Source organism: Actinoplanes missouriensis 431 (assembly GCF_000284295.1).
In the GTDB taxonomy this organism is placed as follows: Bacteria; Actinomycetota; Actinomycetes; order Mycobacteriales; family Micromonosporaceae; genus Actinoplanes; species Actinoplanes missouriensis.
Map to the genome: position 1 here is coordinate 2,204,999 of NC_017093.1, position 25,516 is coordinate 2,230,514.

Genomic DNA, 25,516 nt, shown 5'->3' on the forward strand with positions numbered 1-25,516 from the left:
CCCGCACGCAGGGCGCCGGGGAAAGGTCTGGTGAGGTGGTGCTATTCAGTTGTGCCGGGCGGTCGGGATGCTGGTCAGCACTCCATCCAGGTGACCAGGGCGCCGTCTGCGGCGGTGGTCATGGCGATGCCGATGTTGCCGAGCCCGGCCGCCGCCGAGGCGACGGTGCCGTTCGCGGCGGCGTTCACCCGCGCGGCGGCGGTGATCGCACCGGACGCGACGGAGATGTGGACCTGGCCGCGGCCGTGGTAGGTGACGTTCGTGCCGGATCCGGCGTCGTGGGCGGCGGTGCCGACGACTGCGTTCGAGTCGGCGGCGGCGTGCGCGACGGTGCCGTTCCCGGACACCATCAGCTGCCGGCCGCCGGTGACGGCTCCTGAGGTGACGCCGGTGATCGCGTCACCGGGCATGTACAGCGGGGCGTAGTCAGCCATCAGGCACCTGCCTTCTCGCCGAACAGGCGGGCGTACTCGGCGTCGTCGAATGACGCGCCACCGGTCGGTTCCGGGCCGCCGGCCGTGCCGGACGCGGCGACCGGAACAGCGGTGCCGGGGGCGATGGACGCGAGAACGCGGGTGATCGCGCCGGGCGCCTCGTCGTAGTCGGTTTCCCACTGCGCCTTGTCAGCGGGCTTGATCTTGCCGTCCTTGACCGCAGCGTCGATCACACTGGCCTTGACGGTGGCAGCCTGCTCGGCCTTCGCCGAGGCGAGCTCGTCCGACATCGTCTTCACCTGGGACGCCAGAACCTGGACTTCCTTGGCGAGCTCCGTCTTCTCCTGTTCGGCCTTCTGCGCCTTCTCGGTAGCGGCAGCCGACGCGGCAACCATCTCCGGCGTCGGTTCGGGGGTGATGTTCTCGGCCTCGGTCAGCCGCGCCGCGTACGCCGTGAGCACGGCATCCTGGTCGGCGTCGTCGGACAGGCCGAGCCGCGAGCGGTGTGCGCTCAGATCGGTGGTGGACACAGGGTCCTCCTCCTTCGGTTCGGGGTTAACGTGCTCCGGCTCGGCGGCCGGGAGAATGGGCGCCGGATCGTCCGGCGAGGGAGCGGCGGGCTCGGATGCTTTGACCTTCTGGTTCGGCGTGTGCCCGAAGTGCTCGCGGTACCAGTCGGAGGCGATCCGTTTCGCTTTGCCGGGGTTCCCGACGTGCTTGGCGATCAGCCGGTACAGGGTGGTCCACGGATGCTTCGCGCCCGCCCACCGCTTCAGGCCTTCACCCAGCCAGTACCGCTTCAACTGGTCGTCGTCACCGGCCGCTGCGGCGACGGGCTCGCTGTCGAGGTCGTCGGGTTCGCTGATCAGCGGGATGTCGACGCGTTCGCCGGCGAACGCCAGCCGCAGCCGGTCGAACCGGACCGGGCCGACCTTCTCTGCCAGCTTCCCGACCTGGGTCAGGTCGCTGGTGTAGGCGGCTGTCATGTGGGCGTGCCACGGCCGGTGCTGTTCGGGCATCGGCACCGACCACAGCGCCTCGGACACGAGGGTGTGGACGGCGTCGAGGAGGTCACCGGACAGGCCCCATACGAGGCAGGTGTCCCGGTCGGGTTCCGCATTGCCGGGGTTGAACACGTTGACCGAGAACAGGTCGGCGCCGATGACGGGCAGCCCGTTCGCGGCGGTGGATACCGCGTCGATGACGTCCTGCTGGCCCTGCACACCGAGGTCGGCGGCCTCACCGAGGTAGGCGAGGGTGACGTGCAAGGCGTCAGCGGGTTCGCCGCCGTTGACGGCGATCCGTTCGGCGTCCTCAGCGGTGGGGATCAGGGCGACCATCGCGCCCGTGTGCTCGACGGCCTCGGCGGCGAGGATCGTGACCTGCACATGCTCCGCGCCGTCCGGAACCACAGCATCGGCGGCGGCAACACCGAGCATCGCAGGTAGGTCGTTGAGCCGGCGGATCGTCTTCACCGCGGGCGGGGTGACGCCGAGCAGTGCCACGGCGGTCAGGACGAACTTGTGCTTGTGGCCGCTTCCGCAGGTGTGGTTGTAGTTGCCCTCGATCGACCGGGACGGGTAGGCGGCGGCCTGCACAGAATGCAGCCACGGCAGGGTCACCTGGTCGCCGACGAGGGTGTGGCCGCCGTCGGTGAGGCGAAGGTTCTCGAAGTAGCCCATCGCCGGTTCGCCGTCGAAACGCTTGTCGATGTGGCCGAGCTTGATGACAGGCTTCTCGACAGCGGGGCAGGACTGTGCTTCGACGGCGGCGGCCAGATCTTCAGGTGTCGGGTTCCACGACCCGGACATGGTGGCCCAGTTGCCGGTCTTGACCAGTTCAACGCCTTCACGGCGGGCGAGTTCGATATCAGGCATCGCTCACCGCCTCAGACCCGTTCCGGCCAGTGCCACGTGCCACCCGGCCAATTGCCGGGCCCGGCCTCGTTGTTCGCGCCGCCACCCTCGCCGGTGTAGTAGCAGTCCTGGTTGAGGAAAACACCCGTCGGGTTCATCACGAACAGATCGACCGTTGTGTCGTTCTTGACGGCGGTGATGACCGCCGCGCGGCACTCCGACTTGAACGCCTGGGTCCCATCCGGGCGGACAGGGCTGCCGTGGGAAACGTAGTGCACAATGCGGCCGACGCTGGGCTTCTGGAACTCCACACCGGCCTCCTTTCGGAAGTCGGGTCGTGGTGTACCGGCTAAAGTCGGCGTGAAGTGGAAGCACGCCCGCTGAACCACAGGGCGGGAGGTCCGGTTCGAGTCCGCCTCCGCGTGCGGCTTTCTAGGAGTGGTGTAACCCGGTCGGCTTGCCGCAGCGCTGGCCGGGGCTTCTCACCACACGGGTTGCACAAAGCCTCTGCAACGGCCTCGTCCGTCGCAGGCGCGGAACGAACCGCCGCCCGGATAGTCGACAAGCGCATCCCGCAAGGTCACGTACGACTGCTTGCTCACTTCCCGGCAGGGGCTGCAGGTCGCTCGGTCCAGGGTTTCGTTCGAGCGGTAGGACCGGGCTGGATGTTCTTCAAGGACAGCCAGGCGGCCAGCAAACTGGCCGGCCGATAGCAGCGAGCCGATGTTGTCGCCGACCAGCCCATTCACCGACGTACCGAGCTCGGTGAGGTGCCGTTCAACTTCGTCCCGTACCTCCTGCGGGCCGACGCCGGCGAGCTGCAGCCCGGTTCGGGCGGCTCCGGACGCGTACCCGGCGGCGATGATCCGGGCAACCGCGTCCGCGTGCTGAACGACGCGGTCCGCGCCGGGCTGGTCCGGTGCGGTGATGTCGGTGCCCTGCGCGGCGGCTTCCGCCACCACCCCTGCGGCGGCGTCCGCGGCGAGGTCGGTGCCCGACTTGCGCAGCGGCACCGCAAGCGCGGCGACCACACCTGCTGAAACCTGCAGTTGGCCGAGCAGCGCCAGGTCCCCGACGTCGACAGCCGCACGCGCCTGATCGGCCAGCTCGGCAACCATCGGTGCGGCGAGTTTCGGCCAGCGCCGCAACAGGCGAGCCTTGACCGCATCCCACTGCTGCTGGATGCGGGCCGCCGCGTCTTCGTCGTCACCGAACAGGGACGGCTGGTTCTGCTTCCGCCGACGCGGCGACCGGGGCCGGGCCGCAGCAGCAACCTTGCCGACGTCGGATTCCAGCTCAGGATTGTCGTCCTTCGGCAGGTCCACACCCGGCGCCGTGGCCTTCGGTTTCGCCATGCCCTCGCGTTCCGGGAGCCGCCACTCGCGGCGGATCCACGCCTCAAGGGCAGGGTCCGCCGCGAGCCCCCCGGAGGCAAGCAGCATCTGCAGCGCTTCGGCCGTGACTTCCCGGCGGGAGCCGACGCCGGACACCACGATGCGGGGGACGGGTTCGTCTTCGCCCCAATTCCAGTCGACGATCCGCGCGGCGATCTGCCGGGTGGCGACGTCGGCAACGAACTCGGCCTCAGCTTCGAGGGCGAGGAGCAGGGCGTCGACGAACACACTGGCGGTGGCGCGGGAGCCGTGCGGGGTTTCGCCGAGCTCGAACGCGTTCATCAACGCCGACGCGGCGCACTGCTGATCGAGCCAGCGCAGGAACTCCTGCGTAGGTGGCAGGCTGCCGGTGATCCCGAGGATTTTCATGACGAAGCCGGGCGGGGTCGCAGCACCGGCGGAGATGCCGGCGCGGGCGGCCTGCGCAACTTCGGCGGCCTCACCCATCTGCGCCTGCGTCGGGTTCGTGCCGGGCAGCGCTTCGAGGACGGGGACGCCGGCGGACCAGCGGACGTTGGCGACGGCGAACGCCCGCCGAACCTCCTCCTTGATCAGCCACGAAGCATATGAAGGACGAAGGAGGGACGTGCCCGCCCAGTTCGAGCCCTCACGCTCACGCGCGTACCAGGCCAGGTTATTCGCCGGCATCTGCGGCGTGTGCAGGTTCGCCAGGCCGTCCTGGGTGGCGCCGGTCAGCAGGCCGGTTTTCCCGTCGGTGTGGATGTGGGAGATCGTCCACTGCGGGCGCTCCCACAACCCGGCCAGCCGCGCCGTACCGTCCGACACGTCGGCTTCGAGTTCGAACGCGGAGAACCCGAACGGCACCATGCGGAACACCGACCGCAAGTGGTCACCCCACGACACCCCGCGCAAACGGGCAGGACCGGGCGTCTCGTCCCGGCCCTTGATAGGCAGGCCGAGGCCGTCAGCGACCGCCGCGACCACCGGGGGGCGGCAGCCCGCCGGGTCCAGCTGCCACTGGGCGCGCAGCAGGTTCAGAATCCATCCCTGCTGAATGCTGGACAGCTTCGGGTCGCGGCGCATCTTCGAATACACCGGGATGCTCAGCGGGAACGTCAGATCCGGGACGTGCTCGAGAACGTCCAGGTACAGCGACGCGTAGCTGTCGTTGCCGAGGCGGTACGGGTCGACGTAGCCACGCGTGCTGGTCGGGGCGGTCACGGGACCACCACCTCAATCACATCGCCGCGCTCATCAGATCAACTTCACCGGGCGCTTGCACGCGGCGGGGGTACTGGATGCCGTTCGGCCGGCGCCACGCGCCCTCAGTCGTCCGCACGATGTACCTCAGCGCATCCACGCTGTGATCCGCATCCTTGATCGGGGCATCCACGCCCTGCTTGGCGAGCTTCGGATCCCACGAATACGACGGCAACTCGTCCAGCAGCGCCTTACACGAACGGTGCACCCGCAACTTGCCGGCCGCCATCACCGACGACACCGTGCGGATCCCATCGAGCACCGCGTTGTCGGCCGGTGTGGGGGAGATGCCGTCGCGCTGCAACTGCTGCATGAACGAAGCCGCCGACGGGTCCACAACCACCGACTCGGGCTGCACACCGCACCCGGCAAGCCAGGTACGCAGCCGCAGCGAATACTCCGCGTCGGTCAACTGGCGCAAGGTCAGCTTCGCGTCGTACCGGAACTCCGACGCCACGTACAGGGTTTGCGAGGCGTCCATGCCGACCAGCAGCGCCGAGAACGCGTTCGACGTGCCGTAGTCGATACCGACACCGAGCCACCGCCAGATCGGCGGGACCTCGTCGATGACGTACCGGTCGGCGTCCCACATGTCGTAGATGGCGCCTTCGGCCATGCACCACTCGCCGAGCACGAACCGCCGGTAGAAGACTCCGACGTTCTCGGCTTTGATCGCCGCCACGTACTCCGGGGTGAGGGCCGGGTTGTCGTCGAGGGTGAAGTGGAAGTGCGCCAGGTCCAGTTCGCCGGCGCGGAGGATGAAGTTCTTCCGCAGCCAGTGGCCGGGCCCGTCCGGGTTCGTCGTCAGCAAAGCTTTCGCACCTGGCACCGACAGGCGGGCCAGCATCTGCGAGAAGAAGCCCTCCGGCACCAGGGTCGCCTCATCAAGCAACGCCAGGCAGGCCGTGAGGCCACGCAGCCGACCCTCCGCGCGGGCATCCGACGCACCGATCAGATGCACGGTGCGGCCGAGGATGGTTGCGGTGGGCGCGCCGCGGGTGTGATGCACGTGGTCGGCGATCGGCCCGAACAGCGCCGGGTCCTGCATCGGTTCGAGAATGTTGCGTTCGATCGTCTGCAGCGTGCGCCCGCAAATCAGCACCAGCCCTGTCTGCGGCGCCCGCGACAGGTGGATCAGGAACGCCACCAGCGACCCGATGGTCTTCCCGCTGCGCACCGCACCCGACCACAGGGTCACGCGGGCATCAAACGACGCGGCGATCGACAGCACCTGCTTGCGGGACATCGGCAGGTGGTCGAGATTCACTGGCTCGCTTCCCGCGCGGCCTGCCCGATCGCCTCCGCCAGATCACCCAGCATCGAGCGGGCGCCCTCGTCGCCGCGGTCGGCGTCCAACTTCTCAAGTTCAGCGTGCCGCTGCAGGCTGATACCGATCGCCACGTACGCCTCTTTCGCCTCCTTCAGCGGAGGCAGGTCAAGGGTGACGAGTTCGGGGCCGTCGCTGCCGCGCTCGTAGTACGTGTACTTCGACCAGGCGCGTTCCCGGAAACGGGCCACGTCGTCGAGCAGGTCAGAAGCGATCTGCGCCCGCCGGGAGCGGTTGTCCGCTACGACCGCACGGGTGGCGTTTTCGGTCTGTGTCCGGGAGAACGCGTCCTTGATGCCGGCTTCGTTGGCGAGTTTGCCGACGGTGGGGGCGCTTACGCCGTGGTCTCGGCCGATCTGGGCGCGGCTCTTGGTGCCGGCTTTGATGTCGGCGAGGATCGCGGCGCGTTTATCGTCGGGGATGCGGGGCGGCACACATTCACCCCGCATATCTACGCAGTGTTACTGGCGGATGGTGTCGGCCCGAGGATCTCGGCTCTTCGGTGACTGTGTGTTGCTGGGGTGGCCCGCAGGTTGGGGTCTGCGGGCCACGTTCTCAGCGGCCGGCCTCGTCCTCGACAGGTTCGGTCGGCACGTCGGAGCCGTCGGCGTCACCGACCTGCGCGTCGGCGTCCGCAACAGCCTGCTTCAGCTCGTCGAACACGGTCTGCGCGTCCGGGGTCAGGTTGCCCTGAGCGGCGGCGAGCTGGTCGAGCTTGGCGTTGACGTCGTCCCGGAAGTCGACGAACGCGTTCTTCAGTTCGGTGAGCTGCTCTGCGGCGGTAGCCATGGTGTCCTCCAGGTTGGTGATGCCGAGGTATCGGCGAATCCGGGTGCGCATGCGGCCTCCCTATGCGGGGCCGGTGTGGTCGGTGACGAGCCGGCAGATCAGGGCGCGCAGGTCCCGCGACAGTGACAGCGGAGCCCAGTGAGAATTCCCGTTGATCACAAGATGTCCGCGGTCGCACACGTCGGCGCCGCGCAGCAGGTACGCGTCGGCGAGCCAGTCCAGGCTGAACGGCATCTCGTCCGGGTCAGCCGGGATCACCGTCACCTCGCTGCTGCAGGAGTTGTTCGATGCGGTCGAGGCGGTCACAGACGTTGTGGTCGTCTCCGGCTTCGGCGGCCTCTGCGGCACCCCAGGATGTCCAGGCTTGGGTGGCGAGGCTGAGCAGGATCACGAAGAGGACACTGTCGGACCACCACAGCAGTGCGGGGATCGCAAGTAGGACGCAGGCGGCGGTGGCGCTGCGGTGGATCCACACTCGGCGGCGCATCCCGGCTCCGTTCCCCGGACATGCGAAAAGCCCGCCGAACCGGGAAGGCTCTGGCGGGCTGTGAAGACAGTGGTGCTGGCTGTATGCATACCAGCCGGGACAGGTCGCGGCAAGTTTCAGCCCGGCGTGTTTTGCCTGCGCCGCATGGTTGCTGCTGCGGCGAGGACTTGCCCGGCGAGGTAGGTGCGTTCCCGGCCGCGCATCTTGAACCGGGGTAGCAGGGGTTCGCCGGGCTGTTCGGGGTGGTCGAGGCACGCCCAGTTCCGGATGCGTTGCACGGGCACGTTGATGAGCTCGGCGGCCTGGGCGGTGGTGAGTTCCCGGTCCGGGTCGACGATGTCCGGCTTGTCGAGCATCCAGTCTTCGCCGAACGCCGCGGCGGTCGCGTCGAGTTCGTCACAGGCGTCCACGTCGAGGGCGCGGAGCCGTGCCCTGTACATGCCGGCGACGCGGCGGGCGCGGTCGAGGGCGGTGTCGGCGGGGTTGGGCCACCGGCCGCGGCGTGGCTGGTTGTTGTAGGCCGGGTTCATGCAGCCACCTGCACCAGCTGGTCGCTGTCTTGGCCGGGCCACATCAAGTGCTGCTGGTAGTGCTCGTAGTCGGCGTACGGGCGGACGGCGCCGCAAGCCTCGCAGTGGACGTCCATGGGGTCGCCGTCGTGGGTGGGTTCGGACCGCCATAGGGGTCCGGGGAGGTCGCGGACGGGCCGGGCGTCGCAGGCCCAGCATTCGCCGGGCACGTAGAAGGTTCGGGTGGTGCGGCCCAGGGTGGCTCGCGCCCGGCTGTGGAGGCGCTGCAGGTGCTGCACGGCCTCCCACCCGTACCTGTCGGCGGGTTCGTCTTCGATGCCGGCCGGGTGGACGACGGTGGCTGCCAGCCGGGACAGGTGCCGTAGCCGTGGGGCGATGAGGTTGATGGCGCGTTGCAGGGCGGCGCCGCCGCGCAGGCGTGGCTGGGGGAGCGGGTGGCTGCGGGTGGTGGCCCATGCGGGTTGGGGGAGGAGCATGCCGTGGTTGAGGGCGTGCGCAGCCCGTAGTTCGCCTTCCCAGGTGGTGGCTGCGTGCACGATCTCGGCCTGCAGTGCTTCGACGTGGCCGGCGAGCAGCATCGGGCTTTCGTGGCCGCCGCCGGAGGTGTGTTCGCTGGGTGCCTGTGACAGGGACGCTTCGTGCAACTGGGCGAGGTCCACGTAGTCGTAGACGAGGCCGCGGATGTCGCGGTGCGCCCGGTCGAGGCAGGCGGTGCAGAACGGGTCGCTGGTTTCGGCGGCGAGCCGGGTGGCGGGGTTCCAGCCGGGGCAGCGGGCCAGGCTGTGGCAGAAGCCGGCGGTCGGCGTGTCAGCCGACGTCACGGTGTCGTTCATGCGGGTGATCCATTCCGGTCGCTGGTTCAGGTACCGTGCCGGGTGGATCACGTGGTGGTCATCTTCGGGAATGCACGGCACCGGACTTGCCCTCCGGTGCCGTTTCCGTCTCAGGGCCAGACGTCAGCCCATGGGTCGTCGAAGTCGGCGGGGGTTCGGCGCCAGCTGGCGGGCCAGGGTCGGCAGACCATCAGAACCGGAACTCCCCGGCCTCGACACCGGCGGCGAAGGCCCGCCACTCCTCCTCGGTGAACGCGAGCGGCGCCACGTCGGGATTCTTCGAGTCGCGGAGGAGGATCCGGTCGCCGTCGCGGGCCACCTCAACGCAGGTGCTGGTTCCGCAGCGGGATGACTTGAGCCAGGGAAGATCTGGGGTCACGGCGAGAGTGTGACACGAGAATCTGCCAGGTGGCAGGTTGCGACGCCCGAAGGGTGAGCGCGAGGGCGCCCGGGGGTGGACATCACCTTGAGCGGTCCATGGCTTCCGGCGGCGCGGGCGTCCCGCTAACGATACCGATCGGCAGCATGTCGGCACGGCTGAGCGATTCCGGGCCGATCACCATGTCGTCGCGCCACTTCCCGGCCTGCCGGATCGCTTTCACGCAGTGGGCGGTGCCGGCGCTGGTCGGATCCCACACCACGAAGTCGTCCGCGGCGTCGGTCATGAACAGATTCCGGTGAAAGTTGATGTGCAGCCCGTCGACCTTCAGCGCGGTGGTGCCGAGGATCTGCTCCGCCACATACGTCACCTTCCACGCCTGCCCGACTATCTCCCCCGCCTCGGCGAGCCGGTCCCGTTCGAGCAGCGAATTCCGGCCCCAGTAGTGCCGCAGGTAAGACTTCGACGGGATCACGCACCACAGCCGCACACCTTGCCGCAGTGCCACACGCGCCAGGAGCTCATCGAAGCCCTCGGCCATGCCCGACATCACGACCAGCCGGGAACCGTGCTCCAGGACCCGCTGAGCGACCCTCTCGGTGCACAGGTGCATCGCCTCCACCTGCAGGCCACGCGGGGCGGTGCGGAGGCTGCGGGAACCAGTGCCAGCCAGCACGAAGTCGCTCACGCGGCGGCTCCTCGCTGCATCCGGCGTAGGACGGGCGCGAGTTCGCCCCACGCAACATCGGACAGGTACGGCACGCCAGAACACGCGCACGGCCCCGGTGGTGTTCGTGCAGCCTTGCAGGCGGCCACACCGGTGCAGGGATGCCACTCGAACAGGTCGCCAGCCTCGTCACCGCCCGCACGGACCAGGGCCTTCGCGATTTCGATACGCAGTTGCTCGACGGTCACGGCTGTTCCTGGATGCGGTCGCCGTCCTCGGTGTAGCCACACGCCTCGCACCAGGCAGGCAGGCCGTCGCGGCGCTGGACGAGACGGTGCGGGCCAGGGCACTCCTCGGCGAGGGCGTCGGCCAGGTTGTCACGGGCCTCGGCGAACATGGCTCGGGCGGCGGCGATGTTCTCGTGGTCGGCGGTCACCGGATTAACCCCTCAGCGGCATTCATGGCTTGGCGCAGCGACTGGTACAGCGAGCACCCACAGTTCGTGCATGCGCCGAGGGTGCCTTCGAACAGAACGCGATTACCGGGGTCGATGCAGATGGGTCGCACGATCACGGCGTCGTGCCGGTCGGCGGGGCAGCCGCAAGCGCAGGCGCCCCATGTGAGGCGCTTGGGCGGGCTGTTCTGATGGTTGTTGGCTTGCATGTGGCGTTCCTTCCGAGGTTGTGGTGCAGGATGGGCGGCAGGGCAGCGGAGCGTTACCGGCGTTCCGCTGCCCGCCAACGTCAGGTCAACCAGTGGCGATGAACAACTGCGGCAGTTCGGCGAGATCCGCACGAACGTCGCCGTGCCGTTTGCGGCGGGCGGCCTCAGCTTCGACCTCAACCTGCAACTGGGCTTCGGCCTCGGCCAGCGGCGTTGTGGGCAACGTCGTCAGCGCCTTCTCCAACGCATCCTCAAGAAGGGGCACCGCCTCACCGGCCGGAATCCGGCGTGCCGCCGCACGAGCTGCCGCCATCGCCGCAGCCCGGCCGGTCAGCCCGGTACGAGAGTCGCGGCGATCGGCGGGGGCCTGCACCAAGTGGGCCCGACCATGGACGTCGATGTCCCGGCGCACCTCTTCGAGTCGCTGGCGTACCAGCGTGACCATCTGCGCCTCGTGGCTCATCGCCACGCGCACCGGGATGCCGGCAACGGTGCGGAGGAACTCCGCCTTCATCGGCTCCCAGCCGGTCAACGTGCCCGCCGCACCTTCACGGACCTTCGCGTCCAGCCAGGCCGAAGCCGCGTCGGTGTCGATCCACCGCGGGAACGTCGGGTCGAGGTCGACCAACGCCCGGTACAGCACCTTGCCGGCCTGCCAGACCACGTGAAGGTGCTGCTGGTCGGTGCCGCACTTGTCGGGATGGTAGTTGACCCAGCCCCACGGGGTGCCGTTGAGGTGACCGGAGTCGCTGATCAGGTCACGGCTGGGGAGCTGCTTAAACACTGCCTGTGTCACCTGACGGCCGTCGATCGTCAGAGTGCTCAGCTCCACGGTGGCAGTGTGAATCTCCGCGTTGTGGACGTTCAGCACGGACATCAGAAACCCTGGTCCGGGCCGGTGAAGTCAGCGAACCGGGACAGGTGCAACTGGGCTGCCACAGTCACCGTGTCCGTCGGGCCGTTGCGGTGCTTCGCCACGATGAAGTCGGCTTCACCAGCGCGTTCGTGTTCCTTGTCGTAGTAGTCCTCGCGGTGCAGCAGGATCACGATGTCGGCTTCCTGCTCGATTTCGCCCGAATCCCTCATGTCCGACAGCTGCGGCCGCTTGTCGGTGCGGGACTCCGGTCCGCGGTTGAGCTGCGCCGGAACCACCATCGTCGCTTCGAGTTCCTGGCCGAGGGTTTTCAAGTCGGCGGCGTTCCGGCCGACCTCGAGGTCCCGGCGGTCGTGTTTCTGCGTGGACCGCATCCGCTGCAGGTAGTCGACGAACACCACGCCGAGGGATCCGGCCTGCTGCCGGAAGCGGCGGGCGGCGGTGCGGATGTCGTTGACGGTGTTCGACTGGTCGTCGATCAGCAGTGGCCAGCCGGCGACTTCCTTGGATGCCCGCTTGGCTTTGTCCAGCTGGTCCGGGGTCATTCGGCCTGACGTGAACGCGGACAGGTCGATGCCGCCGACAGCGGACAGCAGCCGCCAGGTGAGTTCGCGCCGGGACATCTCCAGGCTGAACACGAGGGCGGGGTTGCCACGGCGGGCGGCGGCGATCGCGAACCCGAGCCCTGCCGTCGATTTGCCCATGCCGGGGCGGCCGGCGGGGATGACGAGCTGGCCGGGCAGGAACCCGCCGATCAGGTCGTCGAGGACTCCGAGGCCGGTGGACATGCCGCGGCGGACTTCACCGTTCATCAGTTTCTCCAGGTGGTCGAGTTCGGCGTCGTGGAAGTCGGCGTAGCGCTGCAGGTTGCCGGGTTTCTGCGAGACGGTTGCCTCATGGATTTCGGCCTGCGCGACGTCGATGACTTCGTCGACGGGCTTGGACAGCGTCTGCGAGGTGTGCACGATGCGCAGGCCGGCTTCGCGAACGCGGCGCCGTTTCGCCCAGTCAGCGACGATCCGGGCGTGGTAGCGGGGGCTGCCGGTCGTGGTGGGGATCTTCTCGGTGAGGGTGTGCAGGTAGGGCACCCCGCCGACATGTTCGAGTTCGTCGTCTTCGTCGAGTTGCCGAGCGACGAGGGTGGGGTCGCTGGGGGTGTTGTCGGCCCACATGAGGATCAGGGTGTGGAACAGGGTGATGTGCCGCGGGTCGGCGAAGTCGCGGGCGGCAACGTGGTCAACCACCTCGTCGATGGCCTTGGCGGAGGTCATCATCATGCCGAGGACGGCCTGTTCGGCGGCGGCATCGGACATGGGGTGCTTTGACCAGTCGACATCCTCGACGGCATGTAGATGACGGCCGGGGGAGGCTTGAGCGGGGATGGTCATGCTGCAGAGTCCGCCTTTCGCGAGATAAGCCCTTCCGACCGGCATGGGCCGCAGGTGGAGGCAGGGAAGCGGGGGTGACGTTCGCAGCGCTCGCCGACGGGAATGGCCTTGGCGCCTGCGGATGGCTCGCGGTTCATGCCGTTCGCAAAGCGTCCGCCCTGCCCGTTGGTCTGGCCGTACCTGGACAGGCGGCGATTGGCCTCCATGATCCAGTTTTGGAAGGTGCGGTACCAGTCGCGTTTCGTGGCGTTCTTGCCGGGTTTGGACAGCCAGTGGTTCATGAACTTCCGAACCTCTTCATCGAGGTTGACGTTCGGGTAGTCCTTGGATGCCCACTCCCGTCCTCGTCGGCATTCCTCCGTCTGGTCCCAGTCTTCGCGGAGTCGGGTGCCGTTTTCTGGCCGCGGCTTCGCTGCGGCGGGCGCTTGCGCCGGGGTATGCGGGTTGTGGGTTGGGGGATCTACTACTAAAGCTTTAGTAACCACAACCCCGTCCGGAGGCGATGCCGCACCGGATAGCCTATTTTCCTGCGGAAACAGCCCGTCGTCAATGTCGTCACAGGATGCGGCGCCCTCCGGTCCGGATAGGCTATCGCCATCCCTATCGCCGACAGCTAGACCATCAGTCGGGAGATCAAGTCGCCGGAATTCGCCAGCCAGCCACTGCCGAAGAAGCTCGGACTCAACCTCACTGGCGGCGCGCAGGATAACCGGGCGCCGCTTGATGTTGCCGTACCCGCCGTCCCATCGGACGAACGATCGGACCAGCAGCTCCTCGGTGTCAGTGTCGAACGCAATGAACCGATGCTCCTGGAGTTCGTTCAGGGCTTCGACAACCTCAGCAGTGGTCGCGCCATGGGTCCGTGTAGACCAGCGCTTGGCGTTCAGCGACAAGACGCCGGCCGCGCTGATGTCTGGCTGGGAGGTCAGTAGCAGGTACATATGCTGGGCCTGCCGGGACAGGTTGCGGAAGCCTTCGTTGCGCCAGATGGCGGTCGAGATGTTCGCGTAGTTGCGGGTCATCAATCCGCCGCCAATAAGGTGATGGCTGGCTCGGCATCGCCGCGCCGGGCGATTGATGCGGCGGTTTTGCCCGTTGTGCCGTAGACTTCAGCCTTAAGCTTCAACATGGCAGGTTCCTTCCGGTCGCTGCGGAACGAATCTTGCAAGCGCGGTCATGGTGTTCCAGCACCTGGCCGCGCGTCTTTTTATTCTAGTCCAGGCGTTCGATTCCACGGCCTTCCCGCGCCTCCTTTCGGGATTGATCCCGAGCATTTTTTATGCGCTGTGGCGGACTAAAAACAGTGCGTTACTGATCGGCAAATTGAGGCAATTTCCGGAGCCCTCGGAACGGCCGGACAACCTCACTGCCGTCCGCCCGACGGATCCACACGTTCCGCGGACCGCCACCCGGACCCCAGCCGCAGATCACCACCACGGGCTCGCCGCGTTCCAGGTAGGTGCGGCCGGCGATCCCGCTCACGACGTCGCCCCGTCCAGCGCCCGCCGCGCCGTGTCGGCGATCGAATCCATTCCGATCACCAGGTCAGCGCGCGGCCCCGCGAACTCGGCGATCACCTCAAGTGCCGTCCGCAGCCGGTCAATGCCGCCATTCGGCGCCTGATACCGGCTGTCGACCACAGCGGTCTTCCCGGCCGCGGTGAGCCGGGCCCGCACGCTGTGCTCCACGATGCCGTTCGTCAGCACCACCAGCCCGGCCTGCTCCAGGGAGCGGAGCGCCGGGCCGGCGCTGGACGGGAACGTCCACCACTGCTCGCCAACCCGGTACCGGGCGGCGAGGACGTCGAGGATCAGGTACTGGGTGGGCGGCAGTCGGTCCACGTCGATCCCGCTCACGAGTCGTCCCCGCTCAGCTCGACCTGTCCGGACTCCTTCGCGGCCCGCCAGGCGAGCGCCGTTGCCACCGCCGTGTCGTGCGCCTGGTCGAACGGCCGGGCCAGGACGCTGTTGGCGTGCCGCGCGCAGCCGCAGGTCCCGTACGGCGGATAGCTCTCGAACTCGACGCCCCGCTTCGCAGCTTCGATCGACAGTTCAGACGATCTGCCGCCCCAGTGGCAGCGGCCCTCCAAGCAGTCGCCGCAGGTGTCGTCGAACCACTCGGCGAGGGCGTCGCCTTCGTCATCGGTGAGGTCCGGCCAGTACGGATGCTTGCCGCTCACTCCGCCCACCACCGCAGGCTGGTCAGTTCGCCGGCCCCGTCGCCGTCGTTGAGCAGGTTGCTGTGCCGCTGCACTGCATCTGCGGCGGCTTCGCGTTCCTCGGTGGTCATGTTGCGGGTCAGCCACCGCCAGTCGCCGTGTAGCCAGACGGAGTGCATGGCGCCGTCGTATGGGTCCGGGCCGAGCTCGCCAGCCCGTGCTTGGGCAACTACCTGGGCGTGGTGCTCTCGGGCGATGCTGAGTCCGTCGGCGATGCCGCGTTCACGGACCGCGCTGATGACGTCGTGGTCGCGCCACAAGGTGTCGGCGCGACTCCGGTGTTCGCGCTCGGCAGCAGTCACGCCCCTCACTAGCGCCCGCCACGGGAACTCGGCCATCACGCCACCGCCCTGCTCGGTGTCCGGAAGTCGCCGGCCCGGTACCGGTCGTCGATGTCGGCCGGGTTGATGCCCAACCGGTCCAGAACCTTGACCAGCCACTCGGTCGGCTCGCCGTTGAGGGCGCCGCCGTCGTAGCTGAGATCCCACAGCACGGTGGTCTGGTCGCCGCCCGCGTACGACAGGGCGACTGCGGCGGAGAGGGACGCGTCGCCGATGAGCGCCAGGTAGCCGAGGTCGGCGCCGCCCTGCCCGGCCTGGTCCCGGAACGCGGCATGCGCGGCGAAGGCCTGGGCGGCGTAGTGCCGGATCCAATCGGCGCGGTCAGCGTCACGGGTGCCAGGGGTGGGTGCGAGTTCGGTGGCCCGGTTGAGCCGGTCGATGGGGGTCATGAAAGCTCCTCGTCTCGTGCAGGGGGTGAACGGCTGGGCCGCGGCGTGGTCTCGCGGCTTCACGTGAGCAGCCCGGCGCGGAAAGCGTTCGCGACAGCGTGTGCACGGTCGCGGGCGCCGAGTTTGCGCATGATCCGCTTTACGTGCGTTCTGACGGTCTCCGAACCGATGTACAGGTGCCGGCCGATCTCAATGTTGGTGCTCCCGGCGGCAACCAGTCGAAGTACCTGAACCTCTCGGGCGGTGAGCGGGCCGTGCAAAACGCTCGGTGCCGGATAGAAGTCGGTCCCGTAGCTCACGCGTCCACCGCCAGCCGGACGCACTCCCGGCACTGGTGCTCGTGGCCCGGCGAGCCCTTCTCGAACGGCAGTGCGCAGGGCGTCGTACCGCAGCACCAGGTGCCGCACGCTCGGGCGTCGAGGTGTGCACCGTCGTCCACCTCGCAGGCGCAGGCGATGCACTGGTTCAGCACCGCTGGCCGGGTGCCTTCCTCATGTCCCTCGTCGCCAGGGAAGGCCACCTGCCGCAGGTAGCGGTGACCGGGCGCGATGACTCGTGTGTCACCGTCATTGGCCCGCCACTGGCAGCTGAAGCAGTAGTGCGGCTTGCGGGCGGTGCGAGCGACTGTCGTGCTCACGAGGTCACCGCCTCGGCGACGGAGAGCGGCACAATCCCGAGCTGCGCAAGGTAGTCCAGCGTCTCGGCCGCACTCATGCCGATCTCGTCGCGGCGGGCGTCACTGTTGCGCGCGGTGAAGTCGGCATCGGTCGAGTCGTGCCCGATCGTCACCGACATGTCCGCGGCCTCGGCCAGCCACGAGTGGACGGTGTAGCCGCGCGGGTTGCCAGGGAGCGGGAACTGGCGGACGGTGTGCTGCACACCGTCCTGGCGGCGAGCCCAGCGCATCGCCGCGCCGGCCTCGCGCCATCCGGGGAAGATGCGCATCATGCCACCGCCGGGTCGTCGTACTGCGCGTCCTGCCAGTCACCGGCGTAACCGTTCGCACCCCACCGGTCCATGCGTTCAGCGACAGCGTTCCAGCCGGCCTCCTCGATGCCGGGGTTGAAGTGGTCGCCGCACACGTTAGGCACGCATTTGGTGCAGCCAGCGGCGGCGGCTTGGTCCAGGGCGGCCCGGACGAGTGTGTCGTGGACGGTCTGGGCTGTCAGCATCACGCCACCGCCGCGAACGGTCCGAGGTCAACGTGGTAGTCACCGAGCACCGTCACCCGTGGGCAGCCGGGGATGCGCGGCTCGTCGTACGCCACGACCAGTTCGATGTCCTCGCGCCGGTTCTGCAGGACGGTGACGATGACGCCCGTCCCGTACCGGTACGCCTGCGGGTACTGCTGGCCGACGTGCCGGATCCGCACACCGGGCGCGAACTCGCGGACGCTGTCCACGGGCTGCCAGCCGCATTCGGCGTAGGCGGCGAGCCGCCGCTGGATCTCGGCGTGGTCATCGTCGGTCAGGGTGTCGAGCGTGATCGCGGTCATCGGGTGGCCTCCGCCGCGCTCAAAGTACAGATGTGCGACAGGGCGATGCACGACCCTTCACCCTCAACCCACACGACAGCGGTGTGCCCGCTCAGCAGCTCGGCCGGCGTCCGCGTGCGAGACACCTTGCCCTCGCCCTGCCGGACGCCGGTCCAGTAGCGGACGGGCGTACCGACCGGCACCGCGTCGTTGAAGTGGCCGACACGGATCCGCTCGCGGTCGTTCTTGATGACCTGCTCGGCCATCTCGTCCGTCATCCCGGCTTCTTGGAGAGTCGCGCACGGCCAGCCCACGTTTTCTTCCGGGAACTCGGCGTCGTCCGGGGTGCAGTGCAGGCAGATGAAGCCGCCGAAGATGAGTTCGTCCCAGTCGTGCAGGGCCAGCAGGGCCGGGCTGATAGCGATGGTCATCGGGCCACCTCCGTGGCGGTCAGGTATTCGGTGATGGCGTCACGTAGCAACGCGAGATCGGCGTTGGTTTCAAGGGTGATGACCTTGTATTTGTCGTCTGTCCGATACGAGATAACGGCGTCGTTGGCACCGGTCACGGCCCGGCGGATACGCCACGGTCCGACGGTGACGAACGCGGAGTCGGTCATCACGCCACCGCCGTCCGCTGCTCGTGCGCAGCAGCTACGTTGAGCAGCAGCCGGGCGAACTCCCGCAACTGCGCCGGGCTAACCTCGCGTTTGACGAAGCCGCGCGCCAGGTCGTCGTCACCGAAATGCGCGCTGATCGTGAGCGGGCTGTGGTCGTCTTCGTGGTCGCACGGCCCGGCGTTGAGGGCGAACCCCCAGCCGATCGCCCAGTGCACGAATTCGGGGAGCGGCTGCTCATCCTCGCCGTACTCGCGGATGATCTCCGGGTCGCTGTGGGCGGGCTTCAACGTCCACGGCGGGGGCCAGGTCGTGTCGGTCATCAGAACGGCTCCTCTCCGTTGCTGCGCAGTTCGTCGGAACGCCGCGCCGCCAGGTATTCGGCGTACTGCCAGGCGGGTACGCCGTTGTCGTGCAGGACGCGCATGGCGGTGGTGATGTCGTGGTCCTGACGCGCTTCAGCAGCGGAGGTGTCGCCATCCCGCAGGGAAGGGCCGGGGTCGAGCGCGTCGAAGTTCATCGGGTCTCCTCCTTCAGTGCGGCGTGGAGTGCATTGCGGGCCACGGCCTCGTCGTACGGGTCGTCGGCGGACTCGATGGCGCGCACGGCAGCCTCGATGCGACGCAGACGCTCCACCTCGGCGAGCAGGGCAGGGACGTCGCCGGCGCTGGCGTGCGCTGAGCAGCAAGGGAAGGCGTGCGGATGATCGTGGGACGCGAGGTATCCGTCGTGGCGGGTGCGGACGGCGTCCAGGTCAAGAATCATCGGTTGTCCCGCTCGATCTCCTCGTCGGTCCACTCCCGGACCCGGACCTGCGTGTCCTGGCCGCCGTGTACCGGGTGGCCCGGTCCGAACGCGCACCAGACGCTCTCGTCGTCGCTGAGCCGGTGGTGGTAGCCGCACCGGGGGTCGGCGATCAGACCGGCGTCACTGGCGCGCTTGGCGGGCTCGAACGGGTGGGCGGGGATCGTGACGATGGCGGGAAGGTTGATGGTCATCAGCTCTCGTCCTCCTCAACCCACACGTCCACGAGCGTGAAGACGTACTCGGTGAGCGCATCGGCTTGCTGGTCGCGCGACATGGCGCGCCATTCACCCCACGTGTAGCCGAGCTCGTCGGCGCCGTTGCGGCTGTTGAACTGGGCGTCGCGGCTGCTGGAGTAGCCAACCTTCACCGGATCACTGTCAGCGTGTTTGGGCACTTGGCCTCCTCGGTTCGGGGATTGGATGCCACACCAGTGTGGCCTACACTGTGTGGCATGACAAGTCAGCTGTTCGTGCCACCGGGTGTAGGCCACCTCCGTGTCTGTCAGAATTTGTCCGTGACGGACAAACAATTGGCCGACGCGCTGCGCTCCTTTAAGCGCGCCGAAAGCGTCCTCGACGAGCGGCGGCAGGAGTTGTTCAAGGCGATCGGCCGCGCCATCGTTGAGAACGGCGAGCGGCAGGCTGCCGTCGTTGAGCAGACCGGCTACACCCGTGAGCACGTCCGGCGCATCTGCGCGGCCTATGTCCGGTGGAAGTCGGGCGAAACCACGACCCTGAAGATTGCGCGGTAGTCGATGTCCGACGGAGATCTGCTCCCCACTGCGGTTTATCGGCTGTTCTCGACCGAAGGTGGGTTGCTCTATGTGGGCATGGGCGACGGCTTCACGCGCATCAAGGCCCATCTCCGCAAGAAGCCCTGGCGTGCCGAGATCGACCCCACGCGCACCCAGGTTGAATGGTTCGGTACGCGCGCCGAAGCGGCCCGGCAAGAAACCCAAGCCATCCGCACAGAAGCGCCCAGGTACAACATCGCTGGCACCTCTCGTGCCCACGCACTGGGCCACACCGCGTATCGACGCAAACATGGCGGCGTTGAGCCGAAACCATTCAAGACGCGGCACTTCGTGGGAGCGGGTGAGATCGGCGACCGACTCGGCGTCTCCCGCCAGCGTGTCCAGCAACTGATCGCCAAACCCGACTTCCCCGCGCCCTACGACGAAATCCAAATGGGCAAGGTCTGGCGCATCGCCGACATCGAAGCCTGGATCCGAGAGCATCGGCCCGCGCTCGCCGACAGTGAGCCTGCGCCCACCGCTACGCCCACCCGCAAAGGACCGCGCAAGCCGCCGAGCTGACCTCACCGCTCACCGTCCGGCAGCTCACCAGCGCCCGAACACGGCGTCTCGGACCGTTCCACCCCGTCCACCGTGCGCACCCACGCCCCGTGCGCCACGATTCGGCCGTCCTCGGTCGCGATGTCACCACCGCACACCGGGCACACGCCATGCAGTCCTGCCAGCAGTGCCACACAGCGGCCGTGGGCCTCGGCAGGCGGGTCGGCCGGCTGAATCACCGGCACAAACCCGTCCTGGCCTTTGCCCGGCGTCAACGGCCAGCCGCACAGCATCAGCCGCGCACCAGCCCGGCGCACACACCACACGTCGCCGCGGGCACCCGGCACCGCCCACTCGAAACCGTCCGGCAGCATCAGGCAGCCACCCCAACCAGAGCGGGCACCAGCACCAGATCACAGCCGACCGCAGCCGCCCAGTCCGCGAGCGCCCGCAGCCCCGGCTGATGCCGGCGCCGCTCCCACAGCGACAGCTGCGGCTGGGTGAACCCGGCCGCCTCAGCGACCTCCGCCTGCGACAGCCTGCGGCGCTGCCGGACCGCCGTGAGCGCCCCCACCGGGTCCACATCCAGGATCGGCAGGCCGGAATGCGGGTGCACGGCCACCACGCTGCGCAGCCCGCCCGCCCACCCCAACAGGCTGTCCATGCCCGGCGCGTACACCCCGGCCTCCCACTGGAGCAGCAGCTGGGTGCGCACACCGATCCGGCCGGCCAGCACCCTGCGGTCGATACCGGCAGCCCGGCGCAGATCGGTCAGCTGCTCCGTGACCGGGTGGGCGTGACTCACCGATCCGTTCCGTCCACCGGATCCAGCACGACCAAGGCGCGCGGCGTGTTCTCCGCCCGGCGAATCCAACCCATCTCGCTCAACCGGCCCACCTGGTACGAGACCGCCGACACCGACAGGCCCGTCGCTTCGGAGATGTCACGGAACGTCGGCGAGAACCCGTTCGCCGTGGCGTACGAGCGGATCGCCTCGAGGACGCGGCGCTGTGTCTTGGTGAGCAGTGATGCGACGGCGGCGGTCATGCCACCTCCTCAGAGTCAGGGTCGGAGACCAGATGCACGGCAGGGTCGGGGCTGGTCATGCGACCCTCCGGTGGGTTGCGCGCCGAGCCCGAGCAGCCATGCGCGCTGGCATTTCACCGCGGGCCATTCGCTGAGCAGCCAAATAGTTGACGCCGAGTCCATTGCTCAGCCGCGAGATCGGAATCCGCCTGGCGCGGGCCGCCTGGAACACCGCGACCAGTTCCGCATCCGTCAAATCGACGCGGTCACCAGCAAGAACCCGCTCCACCACGACCTCGTCCAGGTCGTCACCCGGAGCGACGGGCTCCATGCTGTCGACAACCACAGCCAGGATCTCCGCAGCGGTCGCCCCCGCAAGCCAGCTGCGGTGCCGCAGCCGCTTCAACGTGCTGACGTTCACCCTCGCCGCGGCCGCGATGTCGTCCAGCGTCATCCCAGCGGCCTGAAGGCGAGCGACGTGCTCGCGGACCAGTTGCGGGTCTGCCTTCGGTAGCCAGCTTCCGTCCGCGATAGCAGCCCGGCGCCGACGGTCGTAGACACGCCACACCTGCTGGCAGCCGGCGCATCCGGCAACGCCAGGAGTTTCGTGTCGGGAACAGGCCGTCATGCCGCCGCCCCCGTAGCCCTGCGGAAGGCACTGAACCCCTTCGGCCGTGCCCGCGGGTCGTCAAGGTCGCCGTCGTCGTCCCAGCAGATCGGCGGGGCGTAGCCGAGCGTGCGCGCGTGCACTTGTGCTTTCTCTGACGGGCCGGGCCGGCACTCCAGCTCTCGGTACAAGCGGCAGATGGCTTCGTGATGGCGGTAGGCAATGCGGTCTTGATACCGGTACCGCCACTTACACACCTGCTGCAGGTTCGTGTCTAGCCGGCCGGCGACCGCCGCAGCACTCCACCCGATCGCCATCAACGCCTGCAGTCGCCGTGACACCCCCAGCGAACTGACACGCGTAGCTGCGGACGGCGCGGCGACAACAGCGAGTAAGGCGTGCGCGGTTGCCGCCTGAGCGGAAGCTTGCCGGCCACTGACAACCAGATCGACGGCATTGCGGCTGACGCGGGCGGCGCGGGCGATGTCTCGGCGGCTGAGCCCCGCGTCGAGCAGCGTCTGCAGGTGCCGCCGGATAGGTGTGGCGTCAACGATCCCTTGCCAGGTGCCGTAGGCGACCTGCCGAGTCCGGGCGCGCTTCTGGGTGGCCGCCACCTCCCGGCAGCCTTCGCAGCCCGCAACGTAGCGGGTGTGCCGGCGGCAGATCGTACGAAGCTTCACGGGCTTCGAGGCGAGAGTGCTGGTCACGCGGCCACCTCCGTGCCGGTTCCACGCCGCCAGTAGTTAGGCGAGTCAGGGCACAGCTGGCAGCGCAGCAGGCTCCCCGGCTCCGGGCAAGGCCGGTCAGGAACACCAGCCGCACCCTTGCCCTCGCACTTACTCGGCACATCCGCCGGTGCCTCGGGAGCACGCACAGGGAGCGGGGTCACGGTGGCGGTCACGCTGCCGCTCCAACCTCGTCAAGGAGGAAAGGCTTCACGTCCTGCACCCGCGCCCGCGGCTTCTTCGGCCCGAGCAGCCGGGTGTACTGGATGCCCTGCCCCCGCCCACCTTTTGCGGCGAGAACCGGAATGGCGCCGACCATCGCCGACACCTCGACGAGACGGTCCCATTCGGCCGGGCCGAGCGCCCCGGCGGTGGACTTGCATTGGATGAACAGCAACTGGCCGGGCTTGATGGCGATCAGGTCGACTTTGGCGTCGCCTTTCGACCCGGCGGCCCGGATGACGATGTAGCCGTTGTCGGCGAGGTCGTCACGGCACGCCCACTCGAACCGGCGGCCAGCGGCGTAGTGGCTCACCGAGCACCGTCCCGCTCGTAGTCCGCGTCGTGGTCGCCGTACGCGTCCCGCAGGTCATCCGGGGTCGCCGCCGCAGGCAGGTCGAACGCGCCGTTCAGGAACGCCACCTCGGCTGCGGCATCCCGCTCGTCGAAGTCGGTGGTCAGATCGCTCACGACTGCACCTCCGCCGAGAACTCCGAGGTCAGCTTCCACACGTGCCCGGACGCCTCGTTGATGCCGTCCGCGATCAGGTGGGCACCGGCCAGCGCCGACTCCTCGTCCACGGCGGGGATCGTGAAGAGGAACATGCGCCGGGACTGCCCGGCTGCCATGACGAACGCGACCCGCCACTCGGCGAGAGCCACTGTCTGCAGGGTGCTCACGACGGCACAACCGTGGCGTCCCAGCCGATCGGCTGGCGCTGGGGCGGCAGGGCTTCGATCGCACGGACCAGGTCACGGGCGGCCAGCGCCAGCTGCTCACCCGCGTACTCGGCCGCCGCGTCAGCGTGCCGTTCCTCGTCCCGGTAGTAGTGGCTTGCGGAGATCGAGTCCAGGGCGGCGGACTCCACGCGTTGGCGGGCGCGTGATGCCGCCATCTCAAGGTCGAACAGGTCAGTGGTCGTGGTCATCACGCCTCCTCGGCGGTGGTCTGGTTGGTGGGGGTCACGTCTCCGGCGTCGGTCAGCAGCGACCACACGCCGCGGTACAGCACCGGCACAGAGGTGGGGTCTTCGTGGCTGTGGAGCATCCAGCCGCGCCAGTACGCGGCAGCAGGCATCGCATGGAGCGCCCCCGAATGGCAGCCGCGGCAGGCGTGCAGCAGGTTTGACAGGACGTGATGCCGGGCGGCTGCCGCACCGTGCCGGCCACCCATGCCCGTCGTGATCCGGTGACTCGGGTCCACGGCCCGGCCATCGCAGCCCGGAGCCTGGATTTCGCACACGCCACAGGAACGCTGCTTGAGAGCGGCGCGCACCCGCGCCGGGACTCCCGGCGGCTGGCGCTTCGGCTTCGCCGTCTGCCGGGTGTGCTTCGGTGCCAGCGACGAGGTGCGGGCCAGCGGAGTCCCTGACCGCAGGGGAGTGCGGCGGGCGATCGCGGTGCGCTTCACGACACGCCCGCCAGCGAGAAGGCGCTCTGCACCGATTTACCGAGAGCCATCACGATCATGGACTGGTCGCGGAGCGTCCGCAGGTAGTCCTCGGCGGCCTTCCGGTTCGCCTCCGCCAGATCAAACGTGCGCTCCAGGACGGCGGCCTGCTCAGCAACCCACGCATCCCGCTCCGCCGTCGTGTAGCCGCCGCGGGTCACCTTCGGGCAGTCGTCGGACAGCAGCGCCTTCCGCCGGGCCGACTCGAACGCGTGCTTGGCGTCCACCTCGGCATCGCGGGCCGCGCGAAGACTCGACTGGGCCAGCGTCAGATCGTTGACGAGCCTTCGCAGCTTCGCCTCGATCTGAGCAGGCGTCAGGTCGTCGCTCATGCGACCTCCCCAGCCTTGACCGCGTCAAGGAATCGGGTGAGCTCCAGCCCGTCGGCGACGGTAGACGGCTTGCCCAGGTGCGCGACGACATGCTGCTCAAGCTGCTCGGCGTTCCAGCCGTTCTCGCCGGCCACGCCCTGGATCTGCGCCCACACCTCGTCGGGGTCGGGGATCACCTCGGCGTCCACCACCTCGTCCACGGGCGGCTGCTCCGGTTCGGGCTGCGGTTTGGGCGGGGGAGTTGGCTCGGGTTTCGGCGCGAACTCGGCGGCCTTCGCGTTCAGCGCGGCCTTCACCTCGTCGGTGAGCGCCTCGTCGTCCTTGGCGTCTTTCCACAGTGCCCGCACCTGCTCAACGTTCTTGGTGTCGTCGGCCATCGCGATGTACTCGTCCGCCGTGAACTTGCGTCGGGTCGACTCAACCTTGGCGGCTTCGATGGCGTGCCGCTGCGTCGCCGCCGCGCCGAGCGCTGCCCGCGCCGCCGCGCCGAGTTCACCGCCGAACGCCTGCGCCGGGGTCAGCCAGTCGAAGTGCAGCACCGGCACCATGAACACCTTCGACTCGACCTGCTCGCCGTCACCCTTCGACGGGTCGAAGTCCTTCTTCTCCCGCTTCTGAACCTCCAGCCGGGCCGGGATCGGCTGCGGCGCCGACTCGATCGACGCGGCCAAGGTGGGCAGCTCTGCGGCGGCGTTCCAGCCGTGGCTCTCAAGCTTCCAGGTGCCGAGCGACGGGATATCGGCGAGCATCAGCGCCATCCGCGTCGTCGGCTTGCAGATGTCACGCGGGCCGAACGGACGGCCGGCGAGTTGCGCGGCGGCACAGTGGCACGGCTGCTGACGGATCTTCTCGACGTCGCCGTCACACATGCGGTCCCGGAACCCGTTACCCCAGTGCTCCAGGTTCGGATCGATGCGCTGCGGCGGCACCAGCACCGGGATCTCCTTCGCCCCGGTGATGACCTCCCACTGCACGCCGGTCGGGGAGTCCCACTTCTTCACCTCGCCGCCGTACGCGGCAGCCACCGCGTCGATGAGCGGCTTCGACGGGGACGTGAACCGCAACGTCTCCAGCTTGCTGGGGAACGGCTTGCCACTCTTCTTCGAGATGAGCTGCTGACCGAGCCGGATCACACCGACCTGGGTCAGACGGGCCTGAAGCTGCTTGATGGGCATGG

General features: G+C 68.5%; 49 protein-coding genes. 2 read left to right on the forward strand and 47 right to left on the reverse strand.

Annotated elements, in window-relative coordinates:
* Positions 1-74: 74 nt before the first annotated feature.
* From AMIS_RS10370 to AMIS_RS42510, 35 genes are all read right to left on the reverse strand, one after another.
* On the reverse strand, positions 75-434 hold the full coding sequence (locus AMIS_RS10370) for a DUF2190 family protein (RefSeq protein WP_014442205.1): 360 nt from the start codon (positions 432-434) through the stop codon (positions 75-77).
* Positions 434-2,311, reverse strand: a complete 1,878-nt coding sequence (locus tag AMIS_RS40380) for a phage protease (protein WP_014442206.1) — start codon at positions 2,309-2,311, stop codon at positions 434-436. The genes AMIS_RS10370 and AMIS_RS40380 overlap by 1 nt, the downstream gene beginning before the upstream one ends.
* A gap of 11 nt (positions 2,312-2,322) precedes the next feature.
* The gene (locus AMIS_RS10380; protein ID WP_041829673.1) at positions 2,323-2,601 is read right to left on the reverse strand and encodes a hypothetical protein; all 279 of its coding nucleotides are present in this window, start codon (positions 2,599-2,601) and stop codon (positions 2,323-2,325) included.
* Positions 2,602-2,772: 171 nt separating this feature from the next.
* Positions 2,773-4,866, reverse strand: a complete 2,094-nt coding sequence (locus AMIS_RS10385) for a phage portal protein family protein (RefSeq protein ID WP_014442208.1) — start codon at positions 4,864-4,866, stop codon at positions 2,773-2,775.
* Between the two features lie 16 nt (positions 4,867-4,882).
* Positions 4,883-6,136 (reverse strand): PBSX family phage terminase large subunit, encoded by a 1,254-nt coding sequence (locus AMIS_RS10390; RefSeq protein WP_231859271.1) that lies wholly within the window; start codon positions 6,134-6,136, stop codon positions 4,883-4,885.
* 32 nt (positions 6,137-6,168) lie between these two features.
* Positions 6,169-6,666 carry a hypothetical protein gene (locus AMIS_RS10395; RefSeq protein WP_157434805.1) on the reverse strand — a complete coding sequence of 166 codons (498 nt, stop codon included), beginning with the start codon at positions 6,664-6,666 and terminating at the stop codon, positions 6,169-6,171.
* Between the two features lie 121 nt (positions 6,667-6,787).
* The gene (locus AMIS_RS10400) at positions 6,788-7,072 is read right to left on the reverse strand and encodes a hypothetical protein (RefSeq protein WP_014442211.1); all 285 of its coding nucleotides are present in this window, start codon (positions 7,070-7,072) and stop codon (positions 6,788-6,790) included.
* A gap of 9 nt (positions 7,073-7,081) precedes the next feature.
* A complete protein-coding gene (locus AMIS_RS10405) occupies positions 7,082-7,279 on the reverse strand; it encodes a hypothetical protein (protein ID WP_157434806.1) in 198 nt (65 codons plus the stop codon).
* Positions 7,266-7,508 carry a hypothetical protein gene (locus AMIS_RS10410; RefSeq protein ID WP_157434807.1) on the reverse strand — a complete coding sequence of 81 codons (243 nt, stop codon included), beginning with the start codon at positions 7,506-7,508 and terminating at the stop codon, positions 7,266-7,268. Before AMIS_RS10410 ends, AMIS_RS10405 begins: the two co-directional genes overlap by 14 nt.
* 116 nt (positions 7,509-7,624) lie before the next feature.
* Entirely contained in the window at positions 7,625-8,038 is a 414-nt protein-coding gene (locus AMIS_RS10415; protein ID WP_014442214.1) for a hypothetical protein, read from the reverse strand.
* Positions 8,035-8,871, reverse strand: coding sequence for a hypothetical protein (locus tag AMIS_RS10420; RefSeq protein ID WP_157434808.1), 837 nt, complete (start codon positions 8,869-8,871; stop codon positions 8,035-8,037). Before AMIS_RS10420 ends, AMIS_RS10415 begins: the two co-directional genes overlap by 4 nt.
* A 190-nt stretch (positions 8,872-9,061) precedes the next feature.
* Positions 9,062-9,250, reverse strand: coding sequence for a DUF397 domain-containing protein (locus AMIS_RS10425; RefSeq protein ID WP_014442216.1), 189 nt, complete (start codon positions 9,248-9,250; stop codon positions 9,062-9,064).
* An 82-nt stretch (positions 9,251-9,332) separates the two neighbouring features.
* Positions 9,333-9,938 (reverse strand): hypothetical protein, encoded by a 606-nt coding sequence (locus AMIS_RS10430; protein WP_014442217.1) that lies wholly within the window; start codon positions 9,936-9,938, stop codon positions 9,333-9,335.
* A complete protein-coding gene (locus AMIS_RS42490; protein ID WP_014442218.1) occupies positions 9,935-10,165 on the reverse strand; it encodes a hypothetical protein in 231 nt (76 codons plus the stop codon). The genes AMIS_RS10430 and AMIS_RS42490 overlap by 4 nt, the downstream gene beginning before the upstream one ends.
* A complete protein-coding gene (locus AMIS_RS10435; protein WP_014442219.1) occupies positions 10,162-10,353 on the reverse strand; it encodes a hypothetical protein in 192 nt (63 codons plus the stop codon). The genes AMIS_RS42490 and AMIS_RS10435 overlap by 4 nt, the downstream gene beginning before the upstream one ends.
* Positions 10,350-10,580: a hypothetical protein gene (locus tag AMIS_RS42495; RefSeq protein ID WP_157434809.1), complete on the reverse strand. Its 231-nt coding sequence runs from the start codon at positions 10,578-10,580 to the stop codon at positions 10,350-10,352. The genes AMIS_RS10435 and AMIS_RS42495 overlap by 4 nt, the downstream gene beginning before the upstream one ends.
* An 85-nt stretch (positions 10,581-10,665) precedes the next feature.
* Positions 10,666-11,457: a hypothetical protein gene (locus AMIS_RS10440; RefSeq protein ID WP_014442221.1), complete on the reverse strand. Its 792-nt coding sequence runs from the start codon at positions 11,455-11,457 to the stop codon at positions 10,666-10,668.
* Entirely contained in the window at positions 11,457-12,767 is a 1,311-nt protein-coding gene (locus AMIS_RS10445; RefSeq protein ID WP_051041895.1) for a replicative DNA helicase, read from the reverse strand. The genes AMIS_RS10440 and AMIS_RS10445 overlap by 1 nt, the downstream gene beginning before the upstream one ends.
* A 71-nt stretch (positions 12,768-12,838) precedes the next feature.
* Positions 12,839-13,864 (reverse strand): hypothetical protein, encoded by a 1,026-nt coding sequence (locus AMIS_RS42500; protein WP_014442223.1) that lies wholly within the window; start codon positions 13,862-13,864, stop codon positions 12,839-12,841.
* A 456-nt stretch (positions 13,865-14,320) separates the two neighbouring features.
* Positions 14,321-14,698, reverse strand: a complete 378-nt coding sequence (locus tag AMIS_RS10455; RefSeq protein WP_014442225.1) for a hypothetical protein — start codon at positions 14,696-14,698, stop codon at positions 14,321-14,323.
* A complete protein-coding gene (locus AMIS_RS10460; protein ID WP_014442226.1) occupies positions 14,695-15,021 on the reverse strand; it encodes a hypothetical protein in 327 nt (108 codons plus the stop codon). Before AMIS_RS10460 ends, AMIS_RS10455 begins: the two co-directional genes overlap by 4 nt.
* Positions 15,018-15,362, reverse strand: coding sequence for a hypothetical protein (locus AMIS_RS10465; protein WP_157434810.1), 345 nt, complete (start codon positions 15,360-15,362; stop codon positions 15,018-15,020). Before AMIS_RS10465 ends, AMIS_RS10460 begins: the two co-directional genes overlap by 4 nt.
* Positions 15,363-15,397: 35 nt before the next feature.
* Positions 15,398-15,790: a hypothetical protein gene (locus tag AMIS_RS10470; protein WP_041829677.1), complete on the reverse strand. Its 393-nt coding sequence runs from the start codon at positions 15,788-15,790 to the stop codon at positions 15,398-15,400.
* A 59-nt stretch (positions 15,791-15,849) separates the two neighbouring features.
* Positions 15,850-16,089 (reverse strand): response regulator transcription factor, encoded by a 240-nt coding sequence (locus AMIS_RS44030; protein WP_014442229.1) that lies wholly within the window; start codon positions 16,087-16,089, stop codon positions 15,850-15,852.
* Positions 16,086-16,427, reverse strand: a complete 342-nt coding sequence (locus tag AMIS_RS44035; protein ID WP_014442230.1) for a hypothetical protein — start codon at positions 16,425-16,427, stop codon at positions 16,086-16,088. The genes AMIS_RS44030 and AMIS_RS44035 overlap by 4 nt, the downstream gene beginning before the upstream one ends.
* Positions 16,424-16,735: a hypothetical protein gene (locus tag AMIS_RS10485; RefSeq protein ID WP_157434812.1), complete on the reverse strand. Its 312-nt coding sequence runs from the start codon at positions 16,733-16,735 to the stop codon at positions 16,424-16,426. Before AMIS_RS10485 ends, AMIS_RS44035 begins: the two co-directional genes overlap by 4 nt.
* Complete coding sequence (locus AMIS_RS10490) at positions 16,735-16,962, reverse strand: hypothetical protein (protein ID WP_014442232.1); 228 nt, start codon at positions 16,960-16,962, stop codon at positions 16,735-16,737. The genes AMIS_RS10485 and AMIS_RS10490 overlap by 1 nt, the downstream gene beginning before the upstream one ends.
* Entirely contained in the window at positions 16,962-17,285 is a 324-nt protein-coding gene (locus AMIS_RS10495; RefSeq protein WP_014442233.1) for a hypothetical protein, read from the reverse strand. Before AMIS_RS10495 ends, AMIS_RS10490 begins: the two co-directional genes overlap by 1 nt.
* Positions 17,282-17,695, reverse strand: a complete 414-nt coding sequence (locus AMIS_RS43630; protein WP_014442234.1) for a hypothetical protein — start codon at positions 17,693-17,695, stop codon at positions 17,282-17,284. Before AMIS_RS43630 ends, AMIS_RS10495 begins: the two co-directional genes overlap by 4 nt.
* A complete protein-coding gene (locus AMIS_RS10505) occupies positions 17,692-17,883 on the reverse strand; it encodes a hypothetical protein (RefSeq protein WP_041829678.1) in 192 nt (63 codons plus the stop codon). The genes AMIS_RS43630 and AMIS_RS10505 overlap by 4 nt, the downstream gene beginning before the upstream one ends.
* The gene (locus tag AMIS_RS10510; protein WP_014442236.1) at positions 17,883-18,203 is read right to left on the reverse strand and encodes a hypothetical protein; all 321 of its coding nucleotides are present in this window, start codon (positions 18,201-18,203) and stop codon (positions 17,883-17,885) included. Before AMIS_RS10510 ends, AMIS_RS10505 begins: the two co-directional genes overlap by 1 nt.
* Complete coding sequence (locus AMIS_RS10515) at positions 18,203-18,400, reverse strand: hypothetical protein (protein WP_014442237.1); 198 nt, start codon at positions 18,398-18,400, stop codon at positions 18,203-18,205. Before AMIS_RS10515 ends, AMIS_RS10510 begins: the two co-directional genes overlap by 1 nt.
* A complete protein-coding gene (locus AMIS_RS10520; protein ID WP_014442238.1) occupies positions 18,397-18,645 on the reverse strand; it encodes a hypothetical protein in 249 nt (82 codons plus the stop codon). The genes AMIS_RS10515 and AMIS_RS10520 overlap by 4 nt, the downstream gene beginning before the upstream one ends.
* Positions 18,642-18,878, reverse strand: coding sequence for a hypothetical protein (locus AMIS_RS10525; RefSeq protein ID WP_014442239.1), 237 nt, complete (start codon positions 18,876-18,878; stop codon positions 18,642-18,644). Before AMIS_RS10525 ends, AMIS_RS10520 begins: the two co-directional genes overlap by 4 nt.
* A complete protein-coding gene (locus AMIS_RS42510; RefSeq protein WP_014442240.1) occupies positions 18,878-19,081 on the reverse strand; it encodes a hypothetical protein in 204 nt (67 codons plus the stop codon). Before AMIS_RS42510 ends, AMIS_RS10525 begins: the two co-directional genes overlap by 1 nt.
* A gap of 120 nt (positions 19,082-19,201) precedes the next feature.
* On the opposite strand from AMIS_RS42510, the gene AMIS_RS10530 reads away from it, so the two are divergent.
* Entirely contained in the window at positions 19,202-19,438 is a 237-nt protein-coding gene (locus AMIS_RS10530; protein ID WP_041830683.1) for a hypothetical protein, read from the forward strand.
* Between the two features lie 3 nt (positions 19,439-19,441).
* Entirely contained in the window at positions 19,442-20,002 is a 561-nt protein-coding gene (locus tag AMIS_RS44835) for a putative regulatory protein (protein WP_014442242.1), read from the forward strand.
* A gap of 2 nt (positions 20,003-20,004) precedes the next feature.
* Here AMIS_RS44835 and AMIS_RS10540 read toward each other — a convergent pair whose 3' ends face one another.
* From AMIS_RS10540 to AMIS_RS10590, 12 genes are all read right to left on the reverse strand, one after another.
* Entirely contained in the window at positions 20,005-20,355 is a 351-nt protein-coding gene (locus tag AMIS_RS10540) for a hypothetical protein (RefSeq protein WP_014442243.1), read from the reverse strand.
* Positions 20,355-20,786 carry a helix-turn-helix domain-containing protein gene (locus AMIS_RS10545; protein ID WP_014442244.1) on the reverse strand — a complete coding sequence of 144 codons (432 nt, stop codon included), beginning with the start codon at positions 20,784-20,786 and terminating at the stop codon, positions 20,355-20,357. The genes AMIS_RS10540 and AMIS_RS10545 overlap by 1 nt, the downstream gene beginning before the upstream one ends.
* Complete coding sequence (locus AMIS_RS10550) at positions 20,783-21,028, reverse strand: LexA family protein (protein WP_014442245.1); 246 nt, start codon at positions 21,026-21,028, stop codon at positions 20,783-20,785. The genes AMIS_RS10545 and AMIS_RS10550 overlap by 4 nt, the downstream gene beginning before the upstream one ends.
* Positions 21,029-21,083: 55 nt before the next feature.
* The gene (locus AMIS_RS10555) at positions 21,084-21,461 is read right to left on the reverse strand and encodes a hypothetical protein (protein WP_157434813.1); all 378 of its coding nucleotides are present in this window, start codon (positions 21,459-21,461) and stop codon (positions 21,084-21,086) included.
* A gap of 170 nt (positions 21,462-21,631) precedes the next feature.
* Entirely contained in the window at positions 21,632-22,321 is a 690-nt protein-coding gene (locus AMIS_RS10560) for a hypothetical protein (RefSeq protein WP_014442247.1), read from the reverse strand.
* A gap of 190 nt (positions 22,322-22,511) precedes the next feature.
* Entirely contained in the window at positions 22,512-22,874 is a 363-nt protein-coding gene (locus AMIS_RS10565; RefSeq protein ID WP_014442248.1) for a restriction endonuclease, read from the reverse strand.
* Positions 22,871-23,029, reverse strand: a complete 159-nt coding sequence (locus AMIS_RS42515) for a hypothetical protein (protein ID WP_014442249.1) — start codon at positions 23,027-23,029, stop codon at positions 22,871-22,873. The genes AMIS_RS10565 and AMIS_RS42515 overlap by 4 nt, the downstream gene beginning before the upstream one ends.
* Positions 23,026-23,238: a hypothetical protein gene (locus AMIS_RS10570; protein WP_014442250.1), complete on the reverse strand. Its 213-nt coding sequence runs from the start codon at positions 23,236-23,238 to the stop codon at positions 23,026-23,028. Before AMIS_RS10570 ends, AMIS_RS42515 begins: the two co-directional genes overlap by 4 nt.
* Positions 23,235-23,486 carry a hypothetical protein gene (locus AMIS_RS10575; protein ID WP_041829680.1) on the reverse strand — a complete coding sequence of 84 codons (252 nt, stop codon included), beginning with the start codon at positions 23,484-23,486 and terminating at the stop codon, positions 23,235-23,237. The genes AMIS_RS10570 and AMIS_RS10575 overlap by 4 nt, the downstream gene beginning before the upstream one ends.
* The gene (locus AMIS_RS42520) at positions 23,486-23,968 is read right to left on the reverse strand and encodes a hypothetical protein (protein ID WP_014442252.1); all 483 of its coding nucleotides are present in this window, start codon (positions 23,966-23,968) and stop codon (positions 23,486-23,488) included. Before AMIS_RS42520 ends, AMIS_RS10575 begins: the two co-directional genes overlap by 1 nt.
* Positions 23,965-24,339, reverse strand: coding sequence for a hypothetical protein (locus AMIS_RS10585; protein ID WP_014442253.1), 375 nt, complete (start codon positions 24,337-24,339; stop codon positions 23,965-23,967). The genes AMIS_RS42520 and AMIS_RS10585 overlap by 4 nt, the downstream gene beginning before the upstream one ends.
* On the reverse strand, positions 24,336-25,514 hold the full coding sequence (locus AMIS_RS10590) for a recombination directionality factor (protein WP_041829681.1): 1,179 nt from the start codon (positions 25,512-25,514) through the stop codon (positions 24,336-24,338). The genes AMIS_RS10585 and AMIS_RS10590 overlap by 4 nt, the downstream gene beginning before the upstream one ends.
* Positions 25,515-25,516 lie beyond the last annotated feature (2 nt).